We start from the raw sequence: 15,942 nt of genomic DNA, 5'->3' as shown, positions 1-15,942 counted from the left end.
ATGGATGACTTTTCGCCTTCAGACTTAAAAACAATCTTACACTCTAAACGCGCTAACATGTATTACCTCGAATATTGCAGGGTAATGCAAAAAGATGGACGGGTGCTGTATCTCACAGAAGCGAAAAGCGAAAATCAGTATTTTAATATTCCGATTGCGAACACTACCGTTTTACTATTAGGTAATGGTACATCTATCACGCAAGCCGCTATGCGCATGTTGGCTCAAGCTGGAGTATTAGTGGGCTTTGCTGGTGGCGGCGGCACGCCTTTGCATATGGCCTGCGAAGTAGAATGGTTTACGCCACAAAGTGAGTACCGCCCAACAGAATACCTTCATGGCTGGTTACAGTTTTGGTTTAATGATGAAAAGCGCCTCAAGGCCGCAAAGACATTTCAACAAGCGAGAATTAATTACTTACAAAAGGTCTGGCAAAAAGACCGCGATTTAAAAGGCGAGGGGTTTGACTTTAATAGCGAACAAATACAAAACGCATTAACTACCTTTCATACCCGTACCGATGCAGCAAGTAAACAATCAGACTTGCTGTTGACCGAAGCCCAACTCACTAAAGTACTTTACAAATATGCTGCCAATAATACCAATGCAGCAGAGTTTAAGCGCCAATATCAGCCTGATAAAGATAGTACGAGTAAAGCTAATGATTTTTTAAATCATGGTAATTACTTAGCGTATGGCCTAGCCGCAAGTTGCTTATGGGTACTTGGTATTCCTCATGGTTTTGCGGTTATGCACGGTAAAACAAGACGCGGCGCGTTAGTGTTCGATGTGGCCGATTTAATTAAAGATGCAATCGTTCTCCCTTGGGCGTTTATTAGCGCCAAAGAGAACGCCACCGAACAAGAATTTCGCCAACAAGTATTACAAGTCTTTACCGACCACAAAGCACTCGACTTTATGTTCGATAAAGTAAAGGAAATTGCCTTACAAGATTATTCAACACAAGACATTGAGGCACAAAACCTATGATGGTCACGTTTGTCTCACAATGTGAAAAAAACGCCCTCGCCAAAACCCGCAGGGTACTCGACGCCTTTGCCAACCGCATTGGTGACAATACATGGCAAACCCTAATCACCGAAGACGGCTTACTCACCGTTAAAAAAATGCTCCGTAAAACCGCCAGCCGCAGTACCGCTGTGAGTTGCCATTGGATCAGAAGTCGCTCACGTAGTCAGTTCTTGTGGGTTGTAGGAAACAGATTGAAATTTAATGAACAAGGCATAGTGCCAGTGAATAGAACAGAAAAAGAGGTTTATATGGATGTCATAACCGACAAACCTAAATCTGGCGTACTTTATGCGAATACAAAGTTACAGCCTTTGGCTGAGCACTTGTTTGCCGTAGGCCACTTCGCAGAGCAGCTACATAAAAAGTTGTTCCCTGATAGCCCGCAATTTTCGTTGGTGAATTTTGTAGCGGGTTGTTTGCATGATGTAGGTAAGATAGACCCAAAATTTCAAGAGTGGGTCACTAACCCCAAAAAGAAAAGTTTTGTTGCTGATGATGGTCAACATATTGATGATGCAAAATTCAGCTTTGAAAAACACCCACGCCACAATGAAGTGTCATTATTTCTTTATCATCTTTTAGATAATGCTGAGTTAAAAGCGATAAACCCAAGCAATAAAGAATCCATAAAGCATGCTATTTATTGGCATCATGCAAAGCCATATCGTAAAGATAAAAGTAGTTTTACAACCTATAAAGACATTGGCAAAAAACTAATCGCTAACCAAAAAAGTGTGTTACTGCATGATATTTTAGGCCAAGCACACACCTTACTAAACCAAGTTATGGGGATAGATAAAAAATATCGCTCAGCAACGAGCTCAATTTTGAGTAAAGCTGTGAATAATGAAATAGTTTTAGAAAAAGAATTGACTATTTCAAGTTCATTGCACACGCCCAGTTATAAAGAATATGAGCTAGAAGAGTCTGTTTCTGCTAATCGTACTAATGTGAAAATAAATGCTTTAAATAATATTGCGCGAGCATGTGTGATCACAGCCGATAGAATTATTTCTGCAATGAGCGCAGCAGAATTACATGAAGCCATATTTCAGCAAACGCTTAATCAAAAAGTGAGTGAGCTTCTTGAAGTAGAATCGACACTTAAATCAGCTATTGAAGTTTGCCTGAGTGCATTTTATCCCAATAGTGAGCGCAGCATTAAGCAAACAGATATTGCTAAGCAGCTAACTAACGCTGAAGATGTTGCAGTATTAGCTGGGGCTGCAGGTTGTGGTAAAACCAAAATTGCCTTGGAGTGGGCAAAACTGCAAGGTGCAAAACGAATCATTTGGGTCTGCCCACGAGTGCAAGTCTGCCAAGGCTTGTTTTATGAATTAACCTCAGAACAATACTTGCCGAATAGCACCATCGAAATAAATACAGGCGAATTTAAGTTTCATAATCAATGGGATAACCCGATCCCTGAAGGTGAAAACTTCTCTGGTGATGTTGTTATTACGACTATTGATCAAATTTTAGGCTCGGTGATCAGCCACACCAATGCCAATACCCTCATCGACTTTTTAAACAACCATGTTGTTTTTGATGAGTTTCATGAATACGTCAACATGCCAGCGTTTAACTTACTATTTGCAGAGTTGATTGCCGCTAAAAAAGTCAAAGAGCAACAAGCGAATACACTATTGGTGTCAGCAACGCCGCATTATGTCTTTGTTGAAGAGTTATTGGGTATCCACCCCGATGACATCATAGAAATGCCATCGTTTAATCAAAGCCAGTATCAACTCGATTTTAAAACTTTTGATGATGCCAAGCTTGATAACAGCAACCCATTATTTACTCAGCAAAGTGACTGCACCTTTGTCATTAGTAATATGGCATTGACCGCACAAAATGGTTTTATTACCAATCAACATAATGAAAATGCGGTATTGCTGCATTCAAAATTTATTAAAAGCGACAAGCAGAAATGGTTTGAAGAAGTATTTGAATCCTACAAGCGCGGCGGCACACGTAAGTTTGAAGTGTTGCGCAGCGGTCCTATTGTACAGGCATCGTTAAATATCAGTTGTGATTACATGGTTGCTGAAATTACCAATGCAGAAGACTGCCTCCAAAGGTTAGGGCGATTAGATAGATTTGGTGAAAACGAAAAGGTCAATATTTACACCTTAGCAGTGCCAGAATCCATTGCAGCATCAAAAGGTAATAGCCCTGCATCACGATTTTTATCTAAGTTGTATGTGCTTAAATCTGTGCGTGAATGGTATCATTTTTTATTAAACTCATTAGAAGGTAAAGTATTTAACTTACCCGATATTTACGTCTTATATAAAAACTTTCATCATTCTGAGAGCACTAAACAGTTCATCGAAAGCGATTTGGTCGCAGCTTTAAAAGCCAGCGTAACAAAAATCAATGCCAAGGTAGTTGACCCTATCGTCGTGCCACCTAAAAAGACTAAAGATAAAAAACGCAGCAAAATTAGCAAAGGCTCATTGCGCGGTGATAACCGATTCGTACAAATGGCCGTTGTTGATTTAAGCGCATCTGAGCATCAATATCTCGAAGAATATGCTTACACAATACCGCTAGATGATGGCAGCGATATTGATAACTTAACCTACTCCACTAATGCAATTTTAGGCTATGGACAAAGCGATAAAGACTTACTTTCGCATATGTTTAAAAAACACCACAACATATTGGGTGGCACTAAGTCATATAACGATAATGCATTATTAAATGAAGCTAGAGATCCAGAGTCACCTATTTATTTAAGTTATACCACTAATGATTTACTGGCTGTGGGCGGCGAAAGTGCCCGCCATCCGCATGCAATATATTATGTCGTCTGTGATAAACAACCCATAGGCGCAATGTCAATTAAACAAATTAATCAAACCACAGAAGATGAGGAATAAATCATGGAAAAAGTAACAGGAATTAAAAGTGTTGATTTCAAAGTTAAAGCAGTAGGTCATGGCGTTGTGAACTGGAATGGGCCAACGACTTTAACTGGTGATAGCGGAAAAACAGTAGATAATCATACACTGCCAAAATTAAGAGGTTATACAAACTTAACAGGTAAAATAAAAGACGAAACAGGTTATAAATATAAAAAAGAGGCAACTGATATCGATTTTAAAAAAACACCGTTATATATCAGCCAAAACTGCATTCGCCATCATTTATTTAAAGAGCAATCATTTGATTTACATTTTGCAGGAGAAAAAAACTTAGAAAAAGTACTCGCTTCTATTACAGGATTAATTCGCGGTTACGTTGTACCTTCAAGCCAATGCAAAAGAACTAGCCCATTATTAATCGAAGACTTTGTAGATCAGTTAGGAAATGGTAACTTTGAGCAATTTGGTCAAGCTGGCGAGCGAGATAATTCATCCTTTTTCTCTAAAACAACGTTTGGCGACACTGAATATTTATCATACGGTTCTATCAGCATTGAACAATTACAGTTTATCTCGCTAGATAAAAAGTTCGATCGCGCTAGCATGATCATTAAAGAAGGCCAAGGTGAAGAAGTTGCTACGACAGTGCAAAACTTTATCAAACAGTTAAACCCATCACTGAATCCAGTCGCCACGTTTCACTCAAATTATGTTCGCAAAGGCACTATTTTCGAAGAAGGCGAATGCGGAATTTTACTGAATGACGATGCGATAAAAGCAATCATTGAGCATACACTAGCTCGTATAGCCGATTTAAGTATCCGCCAAGCCAAAGGTTATATGTATGTTGATGAAATCACGATTGATTATAACGATAGCCATAAAATGATGCGTATTAAGCGTGATGAATCCGATATTGTAACCGAGCCACAATCTCAATTCGCTCAATATTTTTACGCAAAATAGGTGGCAATATGAGAATCACCATTGATTATGATTCATGCTGGCGTAATTCGTTTTTAGGCGGTTCTAATAATGAACCATTGCCTAAAAAAGGCAGAGAGTTTTTAGGTTCTATGACCAATCTAAAAAAAGATGGGAACTTTAAAGTTTGCGAAAATACTTTAGATACAGTTATGGGGTTATTAAATCGTTTAATTGGCGATCAAAGAAAGCTCTATCAAGCACGCAGTAAAATGTATGAAGGTACTTATTTTTTCGAAGATCTTGAAAGTAAAATCTCTTTTGAAGACAAGCCTCAATTGACTAATGAAATGACATTTATCCGAAACATGAACGGCAGTACAGACCAAAATTCGTTTACAGGAATGATTAAAGTAACTGATCCTGTTTTCACTTCAGATTATTCATTGAAGTTTTGGGGAGTATTAAGTCTAGATATTACAAATCTATGCAGCTTCATAGTTGATGAGGAAATGAGTGAGGAAAGTATTCAACTTAACCCTCTGAGTATTATTAGTCGTCTTGAGTTTTTGAATAAAGAGAAGCCATTGGAAAATGAAGGCGCGGTTGCGAGGGCTGTGGAAACTCTTCACACAATATACCCAGATATCGAATACTTCAATAAAAAAGGGCAAATCATGACTATTAGCCTTTACTGTTCTGCTTTGTATTTGCAATTAGCACGTTTAGAAAAACAATATGATATGTCTTCAGCAAAAACCAAGGTTGGAGGAATCAGTGGTATTTCTAAGCGAGGCTTTACAAAAAAAGACTTTATGGATCGTTATACAACGGGACCTAAAAAAACGATTTGGGGTAATCCTTTTATTAAAAAGGAAAAAATAAAAGGCCAAGGTGAAGTGACTTCAATGATGACAAAGGCTAGTGGCCAATTAGAAATTACAATTGATGTTGATCGTGAGAAAGGTCAAGAAATAAAAACACTCATTGAAAATGCCGGAGTATCGAGTTTTTACCTCGGTAAAAAAGGCCTTGCTTATGTTTCAAGCATTCGAGTTTAGGAGGAAATATGGATTCTTATATCGAATTACAACTAAAACCTGATGCTGAAATGCGTGAAGCAGAACTCAGCAGTAAAGTATTTACCAAATTCCATAAGGCATTGGTAAAACTAAATACCAATAGTGTTGGTATTAGTTTCCCAAAGGTTCATTTAAAACTAGGGAGAGTATTTCGTATTCACGGTAAATCAAGCTTGCTTAATGATCTACAAGGGCTGGAGTGGTTAGGGCCTATAAGTGGCTATTGCCAATTAAGTGGTGTATTAACTGTACCTGAAAATACACAGTATCGCGTTATTTCTGAAAAAAGAAGTAATTTAAGCAAGGCAAAGCTAAGGCGCTTAATCGCCAGAGGTAATATCGATAAAGAAGGCGAAAAACGCTACAAGGTTAAAATGTTAAGTCAAGGTTTTGATAATCCATATCTAGACTTGTTCAGCAGTTCAACAGAGCAAGTACATCGCAAATTCTTTGAGTTTAGTGATATCAAAGCTGAACCTATCGATGGCGTCTTTGATTCATACGGGTTAAGTAAAACCGCTACAGTACCTTGGTTTTAACCTTTTAATTTCGCTCTTTAAAAATACAACATAAAAACAGTAGGTTACGACAGGTTGAGATTCGCAGGGTTAAATTAAAATAATTAACCTAATTACCTGTTGTAACTTATTTTTTGCCTGATATTCTATTGTTCACTGCCGCACAGGCAGCTCAGAAAACCATATTGCTTTGGTATAACTCAAAGTTGGCGTTCACTGCCGCACAGGCAGCTCAGAAATTTTAACTTTGCAAGCTCTTTGTGTAACTCTGGTTCACTGCCGCACAGGCAGCTCAGAAATTATCAAGTGGCGTAATGTTGGCGTTTTTAGTGTTCACTGCCGCACAGGCAGCTCAGAAAATAAATACATTTGGTTGACTTTTCCAGCCTCTGTTCACTGCCGCACAGGCAGCTCAGAAAACTACGAACGTGGCTAAGCTTTTGTTTTGATAGTTCACTGCCGCACAGGCAGCTCAGAAATCTAAAGACTTTATGCACGACATTATAGTATTGTTCACTGCCGCACAGGCAGCTCAGAAAGTCAACTGTATTAGCAAGACCATCAACAGAGCGTTCACTGCCGCACAGGCAGCTCAGAAATAAAGGCGCTGAATTTATAACAGAGCAAGAATGTTCACTGCCGCACAGGCAGCTCAGAAATAAAACTACTGCGGCAGCAGGTTGTGAAGTGCGTTCACTGCCGCACAGGCAGCTCAGAAATAAAGTAATGGTTAAACTACGTGAAGAGGGCCGTTCACTGCCGCACAGGCAGCTCAGAAATAAAAATCTTGAATAACCTGCTTTACTACACCGTTCACTGCCGCACAGGCAGCTCAGAAAAGTTGGGTCGGTTATGTTTGACTGCACACTTTGTTCACTGCCGCACAGGCAGCTCAGAAAACAACCATTACGCCCGCTTATGTGATCAGCGCGTTCACTGCCGCACAGGCAGCTCAGAAAGCTAGTGCTGGCACAGGTGAGCAAAATAATCAGTTCACTGCCGCACAGGCAGCTCAGAAAAACATACTTTGATTAGCAAAGTGTTTGTAATCGTTCACTGCCGCACAGGCAGCTCAGAAAGCTAACGTCAGCAATGGCGAACAGACAAACAGGTTCACTGCCGCACAGGCAGCTCAGAAAATATACACATACATACTGCGGGTAAAAAGCTTGTTCACTGCCGCACAGGCAGCTCAGAAAGTACTGAGTTGCTATATCTTCAATCGTTGGATGTTCACTGCCGCACAGGCAGCTCAGAAAGTACTGAGTTGCTATATCTTCAATCGTTGGATGTTCACTGCCGCACAGGCAGCTCAGAAAACTAAGAAAAACAGTAGGTAAAGTATCGGAGCGTTCACTGCCGCACAGGCAGCTCAGAAAAATATGATACAATACAACAAATACCAAACATAGTTCACTGCCGCACAGGCAGCTCAGAAATCAAATAATTGTTGATAACGTTATCAAAGGCAGTTCACTGCCGCACAGGCAGCTCAGAAAATTTTAGACCTCACTTAGCAGTTTGTTTTTTAGTTCACTGCCGCACAGGCAGCTCAGAAAATTTTAGACCTCACTTAGCAGTTTGTTTTTTAGTTCACTGCCGCACAGGCAGCTCAGAAAGTTAAACGCACAACAGCAAAAAACAGCGGGCCGTTCACTGCCGCACAGGCAGCTCAGAAAACAATCAAAACAGTGCTGATTACGCTTGGCGTGTTCACTGCCGCACAGGCAGCTCAGAAACCGATCCGTTTATAGTGCCGCGAGAACATGTAGTTCACTGCCGCACAGGCAGCTCAGAAATCTAAAGGCATTGGTGTTGGCATGATTAAAGAGTTCACTGCCGCACAGGCAGCTCAGAAAAGATGATAAAACAGAATTAAAATTATTAATCCGTTCACTGCCGCACAGGCAGCTCAGAAATCTTATATACGCCATTTTTGTTTAATAGATGGGTTCACTGCCGCACAGGCAGCTCAGAAAATAAACGGCACCGTGTTTGAGGTTGATCAGCCGTTCACTGCCGCACAGGCAGCTCAGAAAAAAACAGTTACAATAACACTGATTTAAACACAGTTCACTGCCGCACAGGCAGCTCAGAAAGCACGATCATGGCATGGCAAGACAGACTAAAAGTTCACTGCCGCACAGGCAGCTCAGAAAATTGTGCGGGGCTTTTTGTTGTCTACACGGTTGTTCACTGCCGCACAGGCAGCTCAGAAAATAAACGGCACCGTGTTTGAGGTTGATCAGCCGTTCACTGCCGCACAGGCAGCTCAGAAAAAAACAGTTACAATAACACTGATTTAAACACAGTTCACTGCCGCACAGGCAGCTCAGAAAGCACGATCATGGCATGGCAAGACAGACTAAAAGTTCACTGCCGCACAGGCAGCTCAGAAAATTGTGCGGGGCTTTTTGTTGTCTACACGGTTGTTCACTGCCGCACAGGCAGCTCAGAAATTACTGTATGGTTTGAGCCATTCCCAAACCGCGTTCACTGCCGCACAGGCAGCTCAGAAATGCAGCGGAAGTTATGATAAATAAATCATTCTTGTTCACTGCCGCACAGGCAGCTCAGAAAACTTGGTGCTAATTTATATACTCAAGAGGTTAGTTCACTGCCGCACAGGCAGCTCAGAAAACATGGATACTTGATTTGCCATCTGTACCAGCGTTCACTGCCGCACAGGCAGCTCAGAAGGCACTAACCAGCCACTAAACAACTAAATACCAGTTCACTGCCGCACAGGCAGCTCAGAAGTTTAACGGGAAACGCGCCACCAAGCTTATCAGGTTCACTGCCGCACAGGCAGCTCAGAAGTAAAGACTGCATCTTGCGTATCAACTCATCATGTACACTTCCGCACAGGCAGCTCATAAAAATGGTTATTGGCTTCCCACAGAGGTAGGTCTTCATTTTATAGCTGTAAAATATGGATAAGGGGATTGGGCATTCGATTTATAAAATGGTATGGTAAAAATTAATTGGAGGCAAAGTTATTGTATACAGTACACTGGAAGGTTTAATAAGAGATAGTAATATAGAATGGCCAGAAGAAACTAAAAACGTAGAGCTAAAAAAGACCCAAATATAGATGCTGATAATCTATGGGAAGAAATGTAGGACTAAAAGTTATAAAAGTTTTATTAAACGAATTTAGCGTGGAGGTTCGAATATGACACTGGTTTTTAGTACCACGATTAGTACCTATTCCTACATCGCTTTAATTTAAACCTTAATTAAAGCAACGACTTAAATTTTTGGTTAAGACTCCCCCAGCTCCACCAATAAAGGTTTTTAAATTCGTTTGTTTAAAAACCATAAAAAACCCGCAACTTGAGTAATCAGGTTGCGGGTTTTTTTATGTAATGAACAAAAAATATTATGCTTCTCTAATTGTACGTAGCTTCATTTTTATCACAATGATCATTAATATAAGCAGTGATAAAACGCTAATTGATAACGTTAAATTAAGCACCGAATTGTTGGGCTCATTAACTTTAGGAAGAGAGTTATCGTTTTGATGCTGCCTAATATAGCGTTGGCTTATCCAGTCTACGGCGTTGATCCATTGTACTTTATTTGGATCTGTATTATTGAGTGTACTCATTGTATGTGCGTCATTATTTAAACTTTTTGCTAAATTAATGAGTTGCAACCAAAACGCATTTTTCTCACCTAAGTCGTCTATTTCTTGCAGGCGAAGGTTTAATTTTTCTCCTCCCATTTTTTCTACATTAGGCTGTTTTACACTTTCAGCATAACTATTAATTAATAGGGCAAACCGATTGAATTGCTGACTACCTTGGTTTTGCGGTGCATTATTATCGGTATTTATATTGCTTTGTTGATTGTTAATTGCGTTTTGGTCATTTATGTATTGTTTGTAATCTTGATAGGTTAAGTTAACTAAAGTGTTACTTTGCGGCTCATTCACAATGTTTGAAAGTAAATTACAGCTAATGGTAAGGCCTGTAATTGTCACAACTAACAGGGCTATGTAACAAAAATAGAGCAGGCTTTTTAATGACGCGCGCTGCAGCTTTACTTTGTCGTTTTTGTAACGCGTAATCATATCTCTTACAGAAATTGCTTTTTTTTGCAGTAGTATACGTTTTGAATTAGAGGTTTTATGTTCTTCATCATAATGTTCTGTTAATTTTTTTAACGCTAAAGGATACTGCTTTGCTGTAAGGGCGGTAGATTGATGCAGTTCAACTCGTGTTATTAAGCCCATTTTTTTGAGTGACAATTCTGTTTTAACGGCTTCAATGCTCGTTAGATCTTTTTTTAATGCGTAAGATTTACCATCAAACAACTTTATAGCAATAGTATGGGGAATATTTAAAAATTGGCTAAGTTGTTTTTGTACCAATGAAATATCGGCATGTTGGTGTAGTTGGCCATTAAAAATAATTTTAAATGTAGCGCTCACTTTAATTCCTTTGTTTTCATTTCCCTTAAGGAGCTTTTTTATCTATATACATAACATAAACTTAACAGATTAAGACTCTGTTTTCTATATTCCTCACTAATGATTTTTTATTAATAATTTAATGTGCTTAAACTTAATAGAGTAAAGTGAGTTTACGAGAGGGAATTTGAAAGAAAGAGGGATAGTAGGTTACGTTTAGGTCATAGAGCGCTGCTCACTAGGGGCTTATCGTGAAGAGATTCTATTGGTAATTTGTTAACTCTTATAGGCAATGCTTTGGTTTGCAGTTGTTGACGTGGCTAGAGGGTAAATTGTTTAGGGTAGCCTTATGGCTGTTGTGGCGTATCTAAATGATTTGTTCTTTTTGAATTAAATATTAGCAGCTTGTTTTGAGTGTCAGCTGTTTAGTTAACTTGCTAATAGTTGAAAGTGGTGCCCCATTAACGCTTTTGTTAATGGAGCACTTTGGCTATTTAACCGCAGATTTAATGGCAGTATCACCGTCAAAAAGTTCAAAAACACGGTTCTTTTCAAACGAATTGGTTGCGATATGCAGCAGTGCATTAGCTACATTTTCACGACTAATTTTAGCTTTGTCTTGATCATCAGGGCGCTGTGTTGTTACTTTCATTGATGCACTTTCATCAGTGAGTGTACCCGGACGAACAATGGTGTAATTTAAACCACTAGTAACAAGGTGTTCATCGGCCATGTGCTTAGCAACTAAGTAAGGTTTTAAATCACTTTCTATTGCGTCAGGGTTATCTGCCCCAATTGAGCTGACCATAATAAAGTGCTGAACATTATTATTTTTCGCGTAATTGGCCGCTTTTGCTGCTGCCCATAGATCAATTAATAGTGTTTTGTCGTCGCCGGTGCTTGCGCCAGAACCCGCTGCAAAAATTACTTGGTCGCAACCTTTGACAGCTTCACTAAAATCACCTTCTAAGTCCTGCTCTACAATATTTAAAAACGGGCTTTCTAAATCACTTAGTTTAGTTTTATCACGAACAAGGGCGGTAACATTTTGTTCATTCTTAAGTAATAACTCTGTTGTCATTTTACCAATTTGACCACTAGCGCCAATAATTAAGGTCTTACTCATAATTAACTCCTTTCACTTGTTAGTAAATGTATTTGCTTACAAATAGACCTTGGGCTTAAAAATTGTTTTTAAAGGGCAAAAAGAGAGATTAACGTATTAATTTTAAAAAACATTTAATGTAAAAAGAGTACCTTAACTGAGTATGAAAATGAGTGGTTATATTTGTGTTTTTTATAACGCTTTTTCAATCATTATACTCACTTCGGTCACATAGTTACGGTGGTATAAGCTAATACGTACTTTACGATTTTGGTAATTGTAATAAAGGGTGCGGTAGTTTTCACTGCCGGTTATCTTCAATGGCTCACCTAATTGTTGCTGATAAAAGTCTGTAATGAAGGAAATAGATTGCGTTAAATACCCAGTTTTAACCAGTGGGTATTCATCTGTTACTTCCATAGTTGTTACAAACTCATCTGGCACTGCAATATCAATAACATTTATGGCAAGTGTTTTAAACGAGGTAAACAATATCAGCGATAGTACAATTAATTTTTTCATTGTGGCTCTATAAGTTCCTTTTATTAAGAATAGTTTACCTAAATTAGGGGCTTTGTCATTTATATTTTATTGCGGATTAAATCTCTTACAATAAAACGAGCAGGATGTATTGCTTGGTTCACTCGCTCGCTGAGTGGGCGTGGCTCGTTTGCTAAGCAGCTAATAAAGTGTTCGGCACACAGTGGTGCGCTGCATAAAGCGCGAGCTCCGAAACCTGTGAAAATATGCAGTCCTTGTTGAGGGTTAGTCAGAGGCAAGTATTGATAACGTTTCCCCAACCTTAGATTTGCAAATGCGTTAGTATAATCGCTTTGTTCACACCACTGCCCAGCCATTGGCAGGTGATCGATGAATGTGCATCGGACAGCGGCTTTTGCTGAGTTTACTTTACCTAACGTTGTGGCAAAGTCGCTATGTTCGTAAAAGTTTATGAGTTGATCACGGTTAGTTTGGTTATCTTCATCTGAAACATGACGGCTTTTACTGTTTTTATCAAACGTAGCGCCCATACAATGGTGGTCTAAATAAGCTGGCGTAAAGTAGCCTTTATGGCAAAGCACCGTTTTTAGCTTTTGAGATTCAGGGCTTGCTTGCACATGCGATACTTGCCCGCGCACGCCTACAATAGGAAGTGCTTTTGTTTGCTCAAATGCGTCGCTATGCTCACCAGCGCAAATAATAACATCGCTAAATGGGCCAAACTGTTGGTGATTGCTTGTTAAAAACCAGCCGTTTTCTGTTTTTTTTAGGTTGGTGATATTGCAATTAAAGTGGCTGTTATGGGGCGCTAGTTTATTGGCTGCGGCTAGCATTGCATTAACGAGTTGTGGTGGATTAACCCAGCCCCCTTGTTCAAAAAACACACCTGGGTAACCAGTTTGCACGCCGGCTATTTCATCGCCTTGCTCTGCGGTTACGTTTTGCATAAGTTGCTTTGGCCAAAGTTGTTTTTGAGCTAGGTTTTTGTGTTTATCAGCAAGTGGTTTTTTTACTGCATGTTGCAAAACACCACACCATTGATGATCAAAGCTAAAGCCTTCATCCAACAGCTGCTGGAAAACGCGCTTTGCGTATAAAAAACTATGAGCAAAAAGTTCACTATGTGGTGAGTTTTTAGCTTGTAAGTGAGGATACACCGCGCCTTGCACATTATGAGACGCGCCCATAGCGGGACGTGGATCTTGGCAAAACAACTCAGCTGCAATACCACGTTTAGCAAGGCTATATAAAATACAACTACTTGCTATACCGCCACCAATAATAGCAATTTTTTCGAGTTTGCTCGCATTTTGATTAAAGTAAGGCGGCGCAGATTGCGCTGTATTTGCATCATTTATTTGGCCAATTAGCATGTCTCTTTTTTTGCCAAAGCCTTTACTTTTGATTGTATTAAACCCGGCTTCTATTAAGCCACGGCGAACAAAACCTGCGGCGGTAAATGTAGCGAGTGTTGCTTTTGCTTTTGAAATGTTAGCCATGCTGTTAAATAAGCTTTGTTGCCACATGTCAGGATTTTTACTTGGGGCAAAGCCATCCAGATACCACGCATCAACAATACCTGTTTGTGGGTAGCTCATTGTATTAATAGACGCCAGCGCATCACCAAAATGTAAATCGAGCACAACACGCCCGCTGTCAAACTCAAGGCGGTGGCATCCTTGTAAGTTAATAGGGTAACTGTTAACGAGTTTTTTGCTTAATTTTTGTAATGTAGGCCATGCTTGAAGTGCTCGGCTTAAATCGTCGACTTTTAGTGGGTATTTTTCAAACGAAATAAAGTGAAGGCGTTTAACACCTTTATCTAATTGATTTTGTGATTGTTGACGTGCAATATGATCGTTAAAGTGTTGCCATGTATTTAAGAAATTCAGCCCTGTGCCAAACCCTGTTTCTGCAATTACAAAATGGGATTGGTCATGAGTTTGTAATCGAGTGTCTATATTATTTTGCTCATAAAACACATAATGCGATTCAGCAAGGCCATCGTCATTCGAAAAATAAATATCACCGAAGTCATCAGCAAACGGTGTACCTAAATCGTTAAAGTGTATATGTGCGTTTTTGATCATAATTAACAAATTTATAGAATATATTTTTCATTATTTTACGGGTTTTCTTTGTAATAGTCTGGCGTTATTTATAAGCTAGCAGTTCAGAGTACAAGTGTACGCTAGAAAGCTGACCACTTAAGTGATTAAATTCGCGTAAAATAAAACGCAATTAAGTATTAAGCTAAGGGAATCACCCATGAGAAGAGCCGTAATTACCGGTATCGGTGTCGTATCAAGCATTGGTAACAACAAAGAAGAAGTTTTAGAGTCATTAAAAACAGGTAAAAGTGGTATCGCTTTCAACCAAGAGTTTGCCGACTATAACTTACGCAGTAACGTATCGGGTAAAATTGACATAAATGTTAAAGATCACGTTGACCGTAAAGCAATGCGTTTTATGGGCGATGCAGCTGCGTACTCTTACATTTCTATGACGCAAGCAATTGAAGACTCTGGATTATCAGAAGAGCAAGTGTCAAATGAGCGCACGGGTATTATTGTTGGCTCTGGTGGTGGTTCATCTAAATGGCAAGTTGAAGCTGCTGATATTTTACGTGAAAAAGGCGTAAAACGCGTAGGGCCTTATATGGTGCCACGTACTATGGCCAGTACAACATCAGCATGTTTAGCGACTCCTTTTAAAATAAAAGGCGTTAATTATTCAATTAGCTCTGCATGTGCTACGTCGGCGCATTGTATTGGTAATGCGGTTGAACAAATTCAACTGGGTAAGCAAGACGTTGTGTTTGCTGGTGGCGGTGAAGAACTTCACTGGACGCTTGCAATGGAATTTGACGCAATGGGTGCACTGTCGACTAAATACAACGAAACGCCAGAAAAAGCATCGCGCACCTATGATGCTAACCGCGATGGGTTTGTTATTTCAGGCGGTGGTGGCATTGTGGTTGTGGAAGAGCTTGAGCATGCATTAGCACGTGGCGCACATATTTACGCTGAAATAGTAGGGTATGGTGCTACATCTGATGGTTACGATATGGTTGCACCTTCGGGCGAGGGCGCTGCACGTTGTATGCGCCAAGCAATGCAAAATGTAGACAGCATTGATTATCTTAACACGCATGGTACATCAACACCGGTGGGTGATGTTAAAGAGCTTGGTGCAATTCAAGATGTATTTGGTGGTAACTCGCCAATGATCAGTGCAACAAAAGCAATGACTGGTCATGCATTAGGGGCTGCAGGTGTGCATGAAGCCATTTTCTCTTTGCTAATGCTTGAGCATGGCTTTGTAGCGCCGTCTATTAATGTTGATGAATTAGACGAGCAAGCTGAAGGTTTAGATATTGTGACGGAACGTAAAGATGTAGCGCTTAATACAGTAATGTCTAACAGCTTTGGTTTTGGTGGTACAAACGCCACTCTGGTAATGAGCAAATATAAAGCTTAATTACCCACAGTTG

The 15,942-nt window shown here is 39.7% G+C and carries 10 protein-coding genes and 1 CRISPR repeat array; of the genes, 6 read left to right on the top strand and 4 right to left on the bottom strand.

The genetic code is table 11. The features are described from left to right. The 5 genes from cas1f to cas6f are packed head-to-tail and all read left to right on the top strand — an operon-like array spanning nt 1 to nt 6,450. Nucleotides 1–990 carry a type I-F CRISPR-associated endonuclease Cas1f gene (cas1f, locus tag ATS76_RS10065; RefSeq protein ID WP_058552044.1) on the top strand — a complete coding sequence of 330 codons (990 nt, stop codon included), beginning with the start codon at nt 1–3 and terminating at the stop codon, nt 988–990. Next, a complete protein-coding gene (locus tag ATS76_RS10060; protein WP_058552043.1) occupies nt 987–3,920 on the top strand; it encodes a CRISPR-associated endonuclease Cas3'' in 2,934 nt (977 codons plus the stop codon). Before cas1f ends, ATS76_RS10060 begins: the two co-directional genes overlap by 4 nt. A gap of 3 nt (nt 3,921–3,923) precedes the next feature. Further along, on the top strand, nt 3,924–4,871 hold the full coding sequence (gene cas7fv, locus ATS76_RS10055; protein WP_058552042.1) for a type I-Fv CRISPR-associated protein Cas7fv: 948 nt from the start codon (nt 3,924–3,926) through the stop codon (nt 4,869–4,871). A gap of 8 nt (nt 4,872–4,879) precedes the next feature. Next, on the top strand, nt 4,880–5,890 hold the full coding sequence (gene cas5fv, locus ATS76_RS10050) for a type I-Fv CRISPR-associated protein Cas5fv (protein ID WP_058552041.1): 1,011 nt from the start codon (nt 4,880–4,882) through the stop codon (nt 5,888–5,890). Nucleotides 5,891–5,898: 8 nt separating this feature from the next. After that, the gene (cas6f, locus tag ATS76_RS10045; protein ID WP_058552040.1) at nt 5,899–6,450 is read left to right on the top strand and encodes a type I-F CRISPR-associated endoribonuclease Cas6/Csy4; all 552 of its coding nucleotides are present in this window, start codon (nt 5,899–5,901) and stop codon (nt 6,448–6,450) included. Between the two features lie 130 nt (nt 6,451–6,580). Then, nucleotides 6,581–9,309: direct repeats of the CRISPR family, unit length 28 nt; unit sequence GTTCACTGCCGCACAGGCAGCTCAGAAA. Between the two features lie 502 nt (nt 9,310–9,811). Here the strand turns inward: cas6f and ATS76_RS10040 are convergent. From ATS76_RS10040 to mnmC, 4 genes are all read right to left on the bottom strand, one after another. Then, the gene (locus tag ATS76_RS10040; RefSeq protein ID WP_058552039.1) at nt 9,812–10,864 is read right to left on the bottom strand and encodes a hypothetical protein; all 1,053 of its coding nucleotides are present in this window, start codon (nt 10,862–10,864) and stop codon (nt 9,812–9,814) included. Nucleotides 10,865–11,333: 469 nt separating this feature from the next. Next, on the bottom strand, nt 11,334–11,969 hold the full coding sequence (locus tag ATS76_RS10035) for an SDR family oxidoreductase (protein WP_058552038.1): 636 nt from the start codon (nt 11,967–11,969) through the stop codon (nt 11,334–11,336). A 171-nt stretch (nt 11,970–12,140) separates the two neighbouring features. Further along, entirely contained in the window at nt 12,141–12,470 is a 330-nt protein-coding gene (locus ATS76_RS10030) for a hypothetical protein (RefSeq protein ID WP_058552037.1), read from the bottom strand. A gap of 59 nt (nt 12,471–12,529) precedes the next feature. Beyond that, complete coding sequence (gene mnmC, locus ATS76_RS10025; RefSeq protein WP_058552036.1) at nt 12,530–14,539, bottom strand: bifunctional tRNA (5-methylaminomethyl-2-thiouridine)(34)-methyltransferase MnmD/FAD-dependent 5-carboxymethylaminomethyl-2-thiouridine(34) oxidoreductase MnmC; 2,010 nt, start codon at nt 14,537–14,539, stop codon at nt 12,530–12,532. Nucleotides 14,540–14,717: 178 nt separating this feature from the next. Between mnmC and fabB the strand changes: the two genes are divergently transcribed. Then, nucleotides 14,718–15,929, top strand: a complete 1,212-nt coding sequence (gene fabB, locus ATS76_RS10020) for a beta-ketoacyl-ACP synthase I (RefSeq protein ID WP_058552035.1) — start codon at nt 14,718–14,720, stop codon at nt 15,927–15,929. Nucleotides 15,930–15,942: the final 13 nt, after the last annotated feature.

Source organism: Pseudoalteromonas sp. 10-33 (assembly GCF_001469195.1).
Classification (GTDB): domain Bacteria; phylum Pseudomonadota; class Gammaproteobacteria; order Enterobacterales; family Alteromonadaceae; genus Pseudoalteromonas.
The sequence above is the reverse complement of the archived record's forward strand: the minus strand, read 5'-3'. Positions and strand labels throughout refer to the sequence as shown.

Coding starts and splice junctions, on each gene's coding strand:
- ATS76_RS10035 (WP_058552038.1), bottom strand. CDS start 11,969: ATGAGTAAGACCTTAATTATTGGCGCTAGTGGTCAAATTGGTAAAATG.
- cas5fv (WP_058552041.1), top strand. CDS start 4,880: ATGAGAATCACCATTGATTATGATTCATGCTGGCGTAATTCGTTTTTA.
- ATS76_RS10030 (WP_058552037.1), bottom strand. CDS start 12,470: ATGAAAAAATTAATTGTACTATCGCTGATATTGTTTACCTCGTTTAAA.
- ATS76_RS10060 (WP_058552043.1), top strand. CDS start 987: ATGATGGTCACGTTTGTCTCACAATGTGAAAAAAACGCCCTCGCCAAA.
- fabB (WP_058552035.1), top strand. CDS start 14,718: ATGAGAAGAGCCGTAATTACCGGTATCGGTGTCGTATCAAGCATTGGT.
- cas1f (WP_058552044.1), top strand. CDS start 1: ATGGATGACTTTTCGCCTTCAGACTTAAAAACAATCTTACACTCTAAA.
- mnmC (WP_058552036.1), bottom strand. CDS start 14,539: ATGATCAAAAACGCACATATACACTTTAACGATTTAGGTACACCGTTT.
- cas7fv (WP_058552042.1), top strand. CDS start 3,924: ATGGAAAAAGTAACAGGAATTAAAAGTGTTGATTTCAAAGTTAAAGCA.
- cas6f (WP_058552040.1), top strand. CDS start 5,899: ATGGATTCTTATATCGAATTACAACTAAAACCTGATGCTGAAATGCGT.